We start from the raw sequence: 13,675 nt of genomic DNA, 5'->3' as shown, positions 1-13,675 counted from the left end.
AGTGGAGCACTCCTCTGCTTCCCGGGTTCCATTTCAAAAATAGATGATATCAAACTATAAAAACAATGAACTAGATAAGAAGGGAGAAATGACATGTTAAAGACAGTCGTAAAAAAAGGCAGTTACCAGGATTCAGTAGTTCTGATGCTTCTGACAAATGAGCTTTCTTCACTGGATGGAGTCAACAAGATTCAGGTTATGATGGCTACACCGGCGAACAAAGACATTTTTAAGGAGAGTGGACTTACAACAGATGAGTTAATGGACGCTACAGCAAATGATATGGTAGTTGTAGCTGATGTTAATGATGAAGCAGTACTTGATGCTGTAATGGACAAAGTTGAGGAGTTCTTAAAGAAACAGTCCACAGCAGCAGAAGGAAAGAAAGGTTCTGAAAGTGTAAAATCATGGGATGCGGCACTGAAGAAAATGTCCAATGCAAACCTGGCAGTTATCTCTATTCCGGGAGCATATGCAGCATTAGAGGCTGACCGTGCACTGGATGAGGGACTGAGCGTATTCATGTTCAGTGACAATGTAACAATCGAGGATGAGAAAGCTCTGAAAGAGAAAGCTCATTCAAAAGGACTTGCAGTTATGGGTCCTGACTGTGGTACAGGAATCATTCAGGGAGTTCCGATCGCATTTACAAATAATGTAGCGAAAGGTTCTATCGGAATCATCGGAGCTTCAGGAACAGGTATCCAGGAGCTTACAACAATTATCGACAGACTTGGTGAGGGTGTTACAAACGCTATCGGTATCGGTGGACGTGACCTGAAGGCTGAGGTCGGTGGAATCACAATGATGGATATGATCGATGCAATGGAAGACGACGATACAGTGAAAGTACTTGTAATCGTTTCCAAACCGCCTGCAAAAGAAGTAAGAGATAAAATCTCTGCAAGACTTTCTAACTTCAGCAAACCAGTTGTTACTCTGTTTGTTGGAGAGAAACCAGAGTATCATGAGGAGAACTTCTATCATGCATACACACTGGATGAGGCAGCTCGTCTTGCTGTAGGTCTTGTAAGAGGAACAAAGGTTCCGGAAGCTACTGTTGATGTAGATGAGTCTGAATTCTACAAAGCAGAAGACGGAAAGACAATCAAAGCTTACTACTCAGGTGGTACACTTGCAAATGAGGCAGCTATGCTGATCAAAGATGCAATGAACTGCAAAGTTCCACCAGAGGACGTTGAAGGATATATGCTCCAGTTAGATGGCAACGTAGTAGTTGACCTTGGAGATGATGCTTATACACAGGGTAAACCACATCCGATGATCGATCCAGCAAAACGTATTGAGTGTATGCAGGAAGCAGTAGATGATCCGTCTACAGGAGTTGTTCTTCTTGACATCATGCTTGGATATGGTTCACACGCAGATATGGCAGGATCATTGATCCCGACAATCAAAGAACTTCAGGCAAAAGCAGATGCAGCAGGAAGAAAAGTATTCTTCATCGCTACAGTATGTGGAACAAGAAGAGATTATCAGGGATATGATGAGGCAGTTAACAAATTAAAAGAGGCTGGAGTTATCGTATGTGAGAACAACAAGCTTGCATGTCAGACAGCTATCCACGCTATCGGAAGAGATTTCCAGGAGCCAGAGAAAGAGATTCGCGCAAAAGAGGTTGTTGCATGTGAGAAACATACACCAGCTGAGACATTAAAAGAGCTTCTTTCTGAGAAACCACGTATCATCAACATCGGACTTAAGAGCTTCGCAGAAGTTGTAGAAGAGTTTGGATGCGAAGTTGTACAGTATGACTGGGCTCCACCGGCAGGCGGAAATGTAAAACTTATTAAGACTCTGAACTTCTTAAGAAATTACGAAGGAATCGAAGAGAAGAACCGTGAAGTGATTGCTAAGGTTGTAGCAAGCCAGCCAGTATTAAAAGATAACGTTCGTGCAAAAGAAGTAATTCCAGAGTTTGCTGAAAATAATGGAAAAGTAATTCTTCATGCAGGTCCTCCGGTAGATTACAAGAATATGCCAGACCCGATGCAGGGATCTTGCGTAGGTGCTGTAATGTTCGAGGAGTGGGCAGAGACAGAAGAAGAAGCTAGAAAAATGCTTGAGAATGGCGAGATCAAATTCATCCCTTGCCACCACTGCAACGCAGTAGGACCTATGGGTGGAATCACATCTCCTAACATGGCAGTATTTGTAGTTGAGAACGAGACAGGAGCTAACAGAGCTTACTGTACAATGAACGAGGGTATTGGTAAAGTTCTTCGTTTCGGAGCTTATGATGAGGAAGTTGTTAACAGACTTCGTTGGATGAGAGATGTTCTTGGTCCAACACTTGGAAAAGCTCTTCGTTCTATGGAGAATGGACTTGCAATTAACCCACTGATCGCAAAAGCAATCGCAATGGGTGACGAGTTCCACCAGAGAAATATTGCAGCTTCTCTTGTATTCTTAAAAGAGATGGCTCCGCTTATTACAGAGATGAAAGACATCAGCGAGAAAGACCGCTATGATGTTATCAAGTTCCTTGCTGATACAGATCAGTTCTTCCTGAACATCATGATGGCTACAGGTAAGGCTGTTATGGATGATGCACGTAAAGGAACAGACGGAACAATCGTTACAGCAATGTGCCGTAACGGATATGAGTTCGGTATCCGTATTGCTGGTATGGGTGACGAGTGGTTCACAGGTCCGGTTAATACACCACAGGGACTGTACTTTACAGGATATGATGCAGATGATGCTTGCCCGGATATGGGAGACAGTGCTATTACAGAGACATTTGGTGTCGGTGGTATGGCAATGATCGCAGCACCGGCTGTAACAAGATTCGTAGGTGCAGGCGGATACGAGGATGCTCTTCGTACAAGTAACGAGATGATGGAAATCGTTACAGACAGAAACCCGAACTTCACAGTTCCTACATGGAATTTCCAGGGAATTTGTCTTGGAATCGATGCAAGACTTGTAGTTGAGAAAGGTATCACACCAGTAATCAACACAGGTATTGCTAACAAAGTAGCAGGAAAAGGACAGATTGGAGCAGGTACAGTTCACCCGCCAATCGAGTGTTTCGAAAAAGCTATCGTAGCATACGCTAAGAAGCTTGGATTCGAGGCATAAGTCCGGAAGATAGGAGGCAGCCATGGAAAAGAAAAAAGTTGTCATTGCTCTTGGTGGAAATGCGCTTGGTAAAGATGTAGAAGAGCAGAAAGAGGCAGTGGCTAAGACTGCAAAAGTAATTGTTGACCTTGCACAGCAGGGATTAGATATCATCGTAACACACGGAAATGGTCCACAGGTCGGAATGATCCAGAATGCTATGGACAACCTGGTTGTTATGCATGAGAATTATAAACAGGTTCCGCTTCCGACAAGCGTGGCAATGAGCCAGGGATATATCGGAATCGATCTTCAGAATGCAATTAAGTACGAGCTTTACAGCCGTAACATTGAAGGAAAAGTATCTACAATCCTTTCACAGGTAGAAGTAGATAAGAATGATCCGGCATTTGAGAATCCGACAAAACCAATAGGAAGATTCCTTACTAAGGAAGAGGCGGAAGAAAATGAAGCAAATGGCGTGCGTTGTATGGAAGATGCAGGAAGAGGCTACCGTGTAGTAGTAGCTTCTCCGATGCCACAGAGAATCCGTGAGCTTGAGACGATCAAGACACTGGTGAATGCAGGACACATCGTAATCACATGTGGTGGCGGTGGAATCCCGGTAATCAGTGAGAACGGAAAACTGGTCGGAGTCAACGCAGTTATTGACAAAGATAATGCGAGCAGCCTTCTGGCAGCTCAGCTTGGAGCAGACTATCTGGTTATCTTAACAGCTGTAGAAAAAGTTGCGATCAACTTTGGCAAAGAGAATCAGGAGTGGCTTTCAGATCTGACTGTAGATCAGGCAAAGGAATATATTGCCGAGGAACAGTTTGCAAAAGGTTCTATGCTTCCGAAGATTGAAGCAGCAATTCGTTTTGCTGAGTCAGGAGAAGGAAGAAGAACATTGATTACACTTCTTGACAAAGCGGCAGAAGGAATTGCCGGAAAGACAGGAACTGTGATCCATCAATAATAGTTATATCAGATGTGGGAGTTATCCCACATCTGTAAGTAATGAGAAGAAAATAGGAGATGGAACAAGATGAATATACCAGTAAATCTATTTATGTGGATTATGGCGTTCCTTCCAATTGCGGCACTTCTGATCTTGATGATCAAGTATGGCTGGGGAGCGACCGAGGCGGCACCGGTAGGATTACTGATAACGGTAGTTACTGGAGTTGCTTTTTATAAAGCAGACATTACGCTTCTTGCTTCCGAAAGTGCGAAAGGTGTGTGGAATGCACTGATCATATTGATCATTGTATGGACTGCAATTCTGATGTATCAGGTTGGAGATGAGGCAAAAGCATTTTTGGTAATCCGTAATGGTATGCGTAAACTTTTGCCAAACGAATTGCTTCTTGTACTTGCAATGGGCTGGATTTTTGAGAGTTTCCTTCAGGGAATCACAGGATTCGGCGTACCTGTTGCAGTAGGAGCACCTCTTTTGATCGGTATTGGTGTGAAACCGCTGTGGGCAGTTATTATCCCTCTTATCGGTCAGGCGTGGGGAAATACATTCGGTACACTTGGAGCTGCGTGGGATTCTCTGGCTATGTCAGCCGGACTTGCTGTAGGAAGCAGTGAGTATCTTACAACAGCTATGTGGACAGCATTTTTCTTATTTATCTGGACAGCAATCGGTGGTTTTGCCACATGTTGGTTCTACGGTAAAGGAAAAGCACTGAAAAAAGGATTTGTAGCCGTAGCAATTATGGCAGTCATTCAGGGAGGCGGAGAACTTCTGCTGACACAAGTAAGCACAACACTGGCTTGTTTCATCCCGGCAGTTATTTCATTGGTAGTCATTCTTCTTCTTGGAAGAACAAAAATGTATAAAGATGAGTGGTGTATTGAGGACAGCCCGATCATGAATCGTGATTTTGCTGCAGCCGATGGAGAAGAAGAAATTCCGGATATGACACTTGTTCAGGCATTTGTACCATATTTTGCGTTATCTATTATCACACTGGTGGTATTACTTGTAAAACCACTGAACACAGTGCTTGGACAGTTTAAATTTGGATTTGCTTTTCCAGAGACATCTACGGGTTATGGTTATGTAAATAAAGCAGTAGATTGCTTTTCACCATTAGCTCCATTTACTCATGCAAGTATGTTCTTGTTTGTATCAGCGATCATTGGTCTTGTTTATTACAAAAAGCATGGCTGGATCGGTGAAGGTGGTACGAAGAGAGTGTTTGTGAAATCTGTTTCCATGACAATGCCGTCTGGTATTGCAGTTATCGGACTTGTTATTATGTCAAAGATTATGGATGGAACAGGACAGACAGTTGTACTTGCAAATGGAATTGCAAATGTACTCGGAAAAGTTTACATTATCTTTGCACCATTTGTAGGACTTCTTGGAACATTTATGACAGGAAGCAACATGAGTTCCAATATTTTATTTGGAAGTTTCCAGATGACAACCGCAAAACTTCTTGGGGCTAATACTGCTGCAATCCTTGGAGCGCAGTCAGCTGGTGGTGCAATCGGAGCTGCAATCAGCCCGAGCAAGATTATTCTTGGTACGACAACAGCAAGTATCCTTGGAAGCGAAGGCGAAGTTATGAAAAAGCTTATGGCGATTACAATACCGTCTACGATTTTGATTGGAGCAGTATTGTTTGTTATGACAGCTTTATAAGAAAGTCTTGAATCTGGAAAAAGGAGTGCTGACAATGGAGAAGAATAGCTTTTTTAAAACTAAAGAAGGTGGACTGACATTAGCATTTATCGTAATTATGATTGCATTTGCTATTATGCTTTTCGGTTTATATACCGGGACAACCGCAGCCTGTGCAGTTGGATTTGTAATCATGATGGCAGCTATGTTCTATTCACCGGTGAAAGTGTTTATCTTAACACCAAAACATAAGTAATTATTGTAACCAGAAAGGAAAAAAAGACTATGGGAACAGTAGCAATTGAAGAAGTAACAGGAAGAATTGCTGAAAATTTAGAGTGTTTAAAACGTTTTACAGCAACACCAGGAGATGGATGTACAAGACTTCCATTTACAAAAGAGGCTAGAGATGCCGTAAATTACCTGAGAGAGGTTATGACAGAGGCTGGTCTTGAAGTACATGAGGACGAGGCCGGAAATGTAATCGGTATCTTAAAAGGAGAGAATCCAGACCTTCCATGTGTTATGATGGGATCTCACTATGATTCAGTAGTAAACGGTGGAGACTTTGACGGAATCGCCGGAGTTGTATGCGCGATCGAAGCTGCAAGACAGTTAAAAGATGAAGGATTTACACCAAAGAGAAACTTTGCAATCGTTGGTTTCTGCGATGAAGAGGGTATGCGTTTCGGAACAGGATATTTTGGATCCGGAGCTATGCTTGGACACAGAGATGTTGAGTATTGTAAACATTACAAAGATACAGATGGAATTTCTATCTATGATGCCATGAAGGGATATGGACTTGATCCAGAGAAGATTGAAGATGCAAAATGGCCGGAAGGTTCTATCGGAAAATTCCTTGAGCTTCATATTGAGCAGGGACCGGTTCTGGATGCAAAGAATATTGAGATTGGTCTTGTAGATTGTATCGTTGGAATCCAGAGATATATGGTAACAGTAAACGGAAGAGCTGACCATGCCGGAACAACTCCAATGGATATGCGTCTTGATGCTGTTGATGCAGCAACAAAGGTTATTTCTAAAATCCCAGATTGGGCAAGAGAGAAAGCTGATGGAACAGTTGCAACAATCGGATATATTAACACGATACCTGGTGGAATGAATATTGTAGCTGAAAAATGTGAATTTACAGTTGACATTCGTTCTAAGAGCAACGACAATATTAATGATATCGCAAACAGAATTCGTGCAGCATTAGACCGTGAAGTGAAGGCTATGGGTGGATCCTATGACATCGATACAAAGCTTGTGATCGAGCCGGTTATGCTGGATGAAGGTATGCTTGACATCATGGAAGAAGACTGCAAAGCAAGAGGATATTCTTATATGAGACTTCCTAGTGGAGCAGGACATGATGCACTTGAGATCGGTCAGGTGCTTCCGACAGTTATGATTTTCGTTCCAAGTAAAGACGGAAGAAGTCACTGCCCGGTAGAGTTTACAAAGTATAGTGAATTTGCAAAAGCTTCTGTTGTTATGACAGGTCTTGCTAAAAAGCTTCTTGCTGAGTAATCCGAAAAATAATTATTTATGAATGGTGATTCGAAAGGCCGGAGGAAGAGATATCCTGCGGCCTTTCGAGAAAGAAACGGGGAAAAAGATATGGGCGAATTAAATCCGATGTACAAAAGAGAAAACTTACGATTGTTAAGAAGAGCTTTAAGGCTGACTCAAAAAGAATTCATTGACAGATTCCTGTCGGATGAAGAAGGAAAGCCAACTATGAGCATCGCGACATTGTCTAACCTGGAGGCAAAAGATGGTCCCAGAATGAATGATGTCATTATCAGTGTTTCAGAACAGCTTGGAATTGATTCTATGCATTTTTCTATGCCATCAGAAGAATTTGCCGAGAAGATACATATTCTATTACCGGATGATGTAAGCCCGGAAGCGCTTGGAAAGCTTCAGTCTAAAAAAGGCAGCATTAATCAACTTTTGAATCGCCTGACTATGTATTTTGCAGAGCAGATGTTTGATAAGAGTCTGAAAAAAGGGGATAAGATAGAGTCAGATCGTGTACTTGCGACAAAACTTGGAGTTGGACGTTCGGCAGTACGTGAGGCATTGAAAGTTCTGGATGTGCTTGGCATGATTGATATCCGGCCGGGGCAGGGAACTTATATTAGTGGAAATGAAGCAAATTTTTTCGTCATTCCACTTTCCTGGTCTTTATTTATGAATGGCAATCAGACAGAGTCTATTTTGGAAGTGAGAGATCTTCTGGAAGTGAAAGCCGCTTATCTGGCAGCTGACTGCGTAGATGATCGCGCTCTGAATCGTCTGTATGATGTATCACATAAAATCCATCAGGCATATGTAGAGCAGAATTATAAGAAGTTTCTGGATGCAGATTTGGAGTTCCACAGCAGTATTGCAGAGTGTTCCGGGAATACTGTAATTTACAGTATGCTTCAGACAATCAGTAATCTGATGCGTCATGTCAGTGAGACGGGAATGATTGACGGACGACAGCTTCAGGAAATTTATGAAGAGCATCAGAAAATTTATGGTCTTATTCTTGCAAAAGACGGAGAGGGTGCTGCAGAAGCTATGGAAGAGCACATGAAGAGATCAAAAGCCCGTTATAATTACAGATAAGATTACATAAAACTGTTTACATAGTCATTAACATATTGAAAAAGAAATAAAAAAGTTTCGGATATAACATCGAAAAGGGACTCCCCTGCAAATTTACAGAATGATGAAGTGATATTTGATTTGTACCGTACCTCACAGTATTGCCTCGAATTTCCTGTAAATTTGCAGAGGAGTTCTTGTAATTTGGAAAAGAATAAGATATAATATTGCGGATTGTGTTACTAAGAATAGAACATAATAAAATAGGTAACTAGATAATAAGGCATAGAATTAGAGGTGATAATATGGAAATGATAATAGATGTACTTGCAGATGCGTTGGCAGATTGTTTAAAGATGCTTCCATTTCTTTTTGCAGCATTTTTATTAATTGAAGGATTGGAGCATTATTCGACAAAATTGACAAGAAAGGCACTGGAAGATGTAGATAAAGCAGGTCCGGTTGTGGGGGCACTCGTGGGCTGTGTACCACAATGCGGATTTTCAGTCATGGCTTCTAACCTCTACGCAGGAGGGATTATATCGGTAGGAACATTGCTTTCTGTATTTCTTGCAACATCAGATGAAGCAGTATTGATCTTGCTTGGCAATCCGGATCAGGGAAAGACAGTTCTGACACTCCTTGCGGTAAAAGTTGTGATTGCGGTCGTAGCAGGATACATCATTGATCTTTTCCTGCAGAAACAAATTGCAACTCCAAAAGAGTGTGGAAATCTCTGTGATCACTGTGGATGTCATGATCACCACGCCGGACTTTTAAAACCAGCACTTCGCCATACAATTAAGATATTTCTCTATCTTTTTGTATTTACAGCAATTTTGAATTTTATTATAGAAGTAATTGGAATTCAGACATTATCTGAATATCTTCTGGCAGATAGTATTATCCAGCCAGTGATTGCAGCACTTATTGGATTGATACCTAACTGTGCGGCTTCTGTTGTAATCACGCAGCTTTATATCAGCGGTGCAATTTCATTCGCATCTGCCATTTCCGGTCTCTGTACCGGAGCAGGAATTGGATTGGTTGTACTTTTTAAGGTCAATCGGGATAAACGTGAGAACATAAAGATTGTACTCACTTTATATGCACTTTCAGTGATTGCAGGAATGGTTTTACAGATCTTCGAATTTTAAGTTGTCAAATTGTGAAAAATGCTGTCGATAAGCGACACGAATTGACAAAAGGTTAATATATTCGAAATTGATTTTCTATTTTGATGTGCTATAATAAATATGTTCACACTTGAGATATACCTTTTTGTGAGGAGGATTTATTATGGTAACAAAAAAAGGGACACCTGTAAAAAAGACAAAAGATGTAAAAATAGCTGCAAATGTTATGGCTGATTCGATAAAGACAGAAGAGAAAGCAAAGGCAGAAGTTAAGACCGAGATAAAGCCACAGACAAAAGAGAAAGTAGAGGCAGAAGCTAAGACTGAGATAAAGCCACAGACAAAAGAGAAAGTAGAAGCTAAAGTTGAGAAGGCTGCTGCAGATACAGTAGATAAGATTACGAAAAAAGCAGTGAAAGGTGCAGGTGCGGCAAAGACTGTAGCAAAAGCTGTAACAAAGACTGCGACAAAGACTGTAAAGAAAGCTGCTAAGAAAGACATTAAAATAAAAGCATTTGTTGAGTATTATGGTAAGCAGGTAGAAGAGAAAGACATCATTGCCCGTGTGAAAAAAGCATGGACGAGATCTGGTAAAAAAGTCGGAGACATTAAAGAGATGGATCTTTACATAAAACCGGAAGAGAATGCGGTCTACTATGTGATTAATGGAACAGAAACAGGAGCTGTAGAATTCGAGTAGGAAGACAAAAAGAAACAGATAGTAAAAGCTGGCTTTTACTATCTGTTTTCTTTTGTTAGCAGTAACACCTATTATGCCATAATTATGATTTATTCTATCAGTAATATATCAGCTTGAATATTTTTTCTTTTGTATTGTAAAAGAAATATGCTATACTTGAACAGTTGAAAAAGAATGATTTACAGGAGGAAGAGAGCTTTGAAGAAGATATTGACATTATTAGGGACATTCTTCATGGTTATGCTGTTGCTCCCGACTTATGTGTGGGCGGCAGAAAGTCATGCATCTGCAGTGCAGGTGCCGGTCTGGCTATGTATTCCATTTGCCGGGCTTTTGTTATGTATAGCGGTCATGCCGCTGTTACGTGCTGAGTGGTGGGAAGCACACCAGCCACTTGTGGTGTTTATGTGGATCATATTACTTGTAGTGCCATTTGCAATCGTTTATGGTGCAGGCGATACATTTGAAACAGTATTGGAATGTATCGTGAATGATTATCTGACATTTATTGTTCTGTTATTTGGATTATTCTGTGTATCTGGTAACATTACAGTTGGAGGAGATTTTGCAGGATCACCGAGAGTAAATGCATGTCTGCTGGCATTGGGTACACTGCTTTCCAGCTGTATTGGAACAACGGGAGCCAGTATGCTCATGGTTCGCCCGGTCATTAAGATGAATTCATGGAGAAAAAGAAAAAGACATATTATGGTATTTTTCATTTTTCTGATTTCCAATATGGGTGGCTGTCTTACGCCAATCGGAGATCCGCCGCTTCTAATGGGATTTATGCGTGGAGTACCATTTTTCTGGAGCATGCATTTATTGCCAATATTGATTTTTAATCTGGTGATTCTGTTATTTGTATTTTATCATCTGGATAAAAAGGCATACCGTAAAGATATTGCGGAAGGAAGAAAACCGGATATCAGCAGACCGGGAACCGAATTTTATATTGAAGGACTGCACAATATTATTTTCCTTATTATGATTGTAGGTGCAGTAATTTTAAGTGGAGTACTTCCGGGAATGTCAGCATTCCAGGACGCGGCAGGTAATGTAAGAGGAATTCGTCTGTACGGAGAAGTTACACTGACGCTTCCTGCGCTGATTGAGATTGTGATTATTTTACTTGCAGCATTTCTGTCATTTAAGACAACAGACAGTTCCATCCGTACAAAGAACCATTTTACGTGGGGAGCAATCAAAGAGGTTGCAGTTTTGTTTATCGGAATTTTTATTACTATGCAGCCGGCACTGATGCTGTTAAAATCTGTTGGACCAAACCTTGGAATTAGCGAGCCGTACCAGATGTTCTGGGCAACAGGAGCGCTGTCCAGCTTCCTTGACAATACACCGACCTATCTTGTATTCCTGACAACTGCGGGAACACTTGGATTAACAGGAGGTATTACAACGGCTCTTGGACAGATTCCGGTGAATCTTCTAGAGGCTATTTCCTGTGGAGCTGTATTTATGGGAGCAAACACATATATAGGAAATGCACCGAACTTTATGGTAAAAGCGATTTCTGATGAAAATGGTGTCAATATGCCATCATTCTTTGGATATATCTTATGGTCGCTTGCATTCTTAGTTCCGGTATTTATACTGGATATGCTTGTGTTCTTTTTGTAGGAGGTTACGGATATGGCAAATAATAAAGATATGTATATAGAACTTGCGAATCGGATCTATGATCTGGATGGTGAAGTATATAAATGTGTAGGATCTTCCCTTGGAAGAACATTTACAGGAAGCAGAGAGAATACGATCCGTGCACTTAGTATGTTGATGTATACGAAGCCTGACGGACATCTCTTGCGAAGTGAGCTGGCGCTGATTAGTAACATGGCTCGTACGATTAAGAATAAAGAAGATAAGAGCCGTATGATGACAGAATATAATGAGATTCTTAAAGCAATGGAGCAGCTTCCGGATATGTCTGCAACGGATATTGTCAATGCAGAAAGAATGGCTCTGAATCCGGCTGCACACTGGGATGAAGTGGACGAAAATGCGCATCTCGTTATCTGTATCAGCCGTACACAGGGAAGTGCGGGAAATGATATTGGATTTGAGCTGGCAGATAAGCTGCATATCAATTATTATGATTCAGAGATTTTCGAGCAGGTACTAAAACGTCAGGAAGAAGAAAAATTTCATATTAAAGAGAAAGAGTGCTTTACAGAGTTTGATAAATATGGAAAAAAACGAGAAACATTGAAATCAAAGCTGCGGAATATGTATCGTTATCATGGACTTAACAGAGAAGATGCCGTCTTCTTTAATATGAGCGATCTGATCTGTAATCTGGCACGAACAGAAGATTGTATTATAGTTGGAAGATGTGCGGATATTATTCTGCGCAATAATTATATTCCACATATCAGTCTGTTCATCAGCGCACCATTTGAAGTGAGATTGCAGTATATGATGAACGTGCGTGAGATGGATCAAAAGACAGCGGTGAAGTTTTTGAAAAAAATGGATCGCCAGCATAAAAAATATTACGAATTTTATACAAGTGAAAAATGGGGAACTCCTGAGAATTATGACCTGTGCATTAACAGTGCCAACTACGGAATCAAAGAGACGATAGAAATCATTGAACGTCTGATCATCAACAGGAAGAAAGCATAAGGGGTACAAGAAAGAGACTTTACGTGTGTTTCAGATACTGATATAATAAAGACGAATGAGAAGGGAGAAAATAATTAACACGTAAAGGAGATAATAGAATGAATGAGACAACATTGGTGAAAGGCATAAGTGCGATAGGCTCCATGGATGGACCGACTTCAGTGTTCCTTGCCGGAAAGCTAAGCGTGGGAGTGTTTGCGGCTGTGATAGCAATCGGTATTTTAATTGGATTTTTCGGTTTGAAGCTGGTGAAAGTGGTTGCGGCATTCCTGGGATTTCTGATTGGAGCAGGAGTGGGAGCTGGAATCTGTGCATTAGCGGGAATTGAAGGTATTGCATCCGTAGCGGTTATATTAGTCTGCGCGATATTGCTGGCAGTAGTGTCTTTTCTTGTATACAGGCTGGGTGTATTTGTGATGATATTCATCTGCTCTATGGGAGTGCTGGCAGCAGTGATACCGGCACAAAGTTCAGTCATTACTATTGTGGAACTGGCAGTGGCACTTGTGCTTGCGATTCTTGCTGCAATATTTGCAGAGCCGATGATCATTGTAATTACCGGTATAGCAGGTGGATTTCTTGCAGGTCCGGCGATTCTCGACCTTGCTGGAATTACAGATCCGTCATGGTTAAAATATGTAGCAGGTGCAGTTCTTGCATTTGTAGGACTTATGATTCAGTTCATGATGCAGTCAAGTAAGATTGGAAAGAAAGAGAGAATCAAATCGGAACATATCAAGGAACAGGTCTCTATGGAGAATGAAGTAGAGAAAGCCCGAATGATTCTGGATGAGGACGAAGCGAAGCCAGAAGAAGCAGAAGAGCCGGAAGGATATCTGGATGAGGAAGAGGCAGAAGAGCCGGAAGGAT

The 13,675-nt window shown here is 41.2% G+C and carries 11 protein-coding genes; all 11 read left to right on the top strand.

Annotation, left to right across the window (positions count from 1 at the left end; translation table 11 throughout):
- The first annotated feature begins 93 nt into the window (after positions 1-93).
- Entirely contained in the window at positions 94-3,105 is a 3,012-nt protein-coding gene (fdrA, locus tag LI149_RS12105; protein ID WP_173786423.1) for a DUF1116 domain-containing protein, read from the top strand.
- Positions 3,106-3,127: 22 nt separating this feature from the next.
- Positions 3,128-4,063 carry a carbamate kinase gene (arcC, locus tag LI149_RS12100; protein ID WP_227087263.1) on the top strand — a complete coding sequence of 312 codons (936 nt, stop codon included), beginning with the start codon at positions 3,128-3,130 and terminating at the stop codon, positions 4,061-4,063.
- 69 nt (positions 4,064-4,132) lie between these two features.
- A complete protein-coding gene (locus LI149_RS12095) occupies positions 4,133-5,743 on the top strand; it encodes an L-lactate permease (RefSeq protein ID WP_227087264.1) in 1,611 nt (536 codons plus the stop codon).
- A 7-nt stretch (positions 5,744-5,750) separates the two neighbouring features.
- Positions 5,751-5,978 (top strand): hypothetical protein, encoded by a 228-nt coding sequence (locus LI149_RS12090; protein ID WP_227140742.1) that lies wholly within the window; start codon positions 5,751-5,753, stop codon positions 5,976-5,978.
- Between the two features lie 29 nt (positions 5,979-6,007).
- Entirely contained in the window at positions 6,008-7,258 is a 1,251-nt protein-coding gene (locus LI149_RS12085) for a M20 family metallo-hydrolase (protein WP_005334246.1), read from the top strand.
- Between the two features lie 90 nt (positions 7,259-7,348).
- Positions 7,349-8,347, top strand: coding sequence for a FadR/GntR family transcriptional regulator (locus tag LI149_RS12080; RefSeq protein WP_173786419.1), 999 nt, complete (start codon positions 7,349-7,351; stop codon positions 8,345-8,347).
- A gap of 284 nt (positions 8,348-8,631) precedes the next feature.
- Entirely contained in the window at positions 8,632-9,483 is an 852-nt protein-coding gene (locus LI149_RS12075; RefSeq protein ID WP_173786418.1) for a putative manganese transporter, read from the top strand.
- Positions 9,484-9,625: 142 nt separating this feature from the next.
- The gene (locus LI149_RS12070; protein ID WP_173786417.1) at positions 9,626-10,162 is read left to right on the top strand and encodes a DUF6465 family protein; all 537 of its coding nucleotides are present in this window, start codon (positions 9,626-9,628) and stop codon (positions 10,160-10,162) included.
- A gap of 198 nt (positions 10,163-10,360) precedes the next feature.
- Positions 10,361-11,800: a sodium:proton antiporter gene (locus tag LI149_RS12065; RefSeq protein ID WP_173786416.1), complete on the top strand. Its 1,440-nt coding sequence runs from the start codon at positions 10,361-10,363 to the stop codon at positions 11,798-11,800.
- A gap of 12 nt (positions 11,801-11,812) precedes the next feature.
- Positions 11,813-12,805, top strand: a complete 993-nt coding sequence (locus LI149_RS12060; protein WP_117606441.1) for an AAA family ATPase — start codon at positions 11,813-11,815, stop codon at positions 12,803-12,805.
- A gap of 98 nt (positions 12,806-12,903) precedes the next feature.
- The coding region (locus LI149_RS12055; protein ID WP_227085902.1) for a hypothetical protein at positions 12,904-13,675 on the top strand (772 nt) is incomplete at its 3' end.

It is taken from the genome of Dorea sp. 210702-DFI.3.17, from assembly GCF_020560825.1.
GTDB lineage: Bacteria > Bacillota > Clostridia > Lachnospirales > Lachnospiraceae > Dorea > Dorea formicigenerans.
The sequence above is the reverse complement of the archived record's forward strand: the minus strand, read 5'-3'. Positions and strand labels throughout refer to the sequence as shown.

Bases quoted from the DNA above. Each gene is read 5' to 3' on its own strand.
- fdrA (WP_173786423.1), top strand. From the start codon at position 94: ATGTTAAAGACAGTCGTAAAAAAAGGCAGTTACCAGGATTCAGTAGTT.
- arcC (WP_227087263.1), top strand. From the start codon at position 3,128: ATGGAAAAGAAAAAAGTTGTCATTGCTCTTGGTGGAAATGCGCTTGGT.
- LI149_RS12095 (WP_227087264.1), top strand. From the start codon at position 4,133: ATGAATATACCAGTAAATCTATTTATGTGGATTATGGCGTTCCTTCCA.
- LI149_RS12085 (WP_005334246.1), top strand. From the start codon at position 6,008: ATGGGAACAGTAGCAATTGAAGAAGTAACAGGAAGAATTGCTGAAAAT.
- LI149_RS12080 (WP_173786419.1), top strand. From the start codon at position 7,349: ATGGGCGAATTAAATCCGATGTACAAAAGAGAAAACTTACGATTGTTA.
- LI149_RS12075 (WP_173786418.1), top strand. From the start codon at position 8,632: ATGGAAATGATAATAGATGTACTTGCAGATGCGTTGGCAGATTGTTTA.
- LI149_RS12070 (WP_173786417.1), top strand. From the start codon at position 9,626: ATGGTAACAAAAAAAGGGACACCTGTAAAAAAGACAAAAGATGTAAAA.
- LI149_RS12060 (WP_117606441.1), top strand. From the start codon at position 11,813: ATGGCAAATAATAAAGATATGTATATAGAACTTGCGAATCGGATCTAT.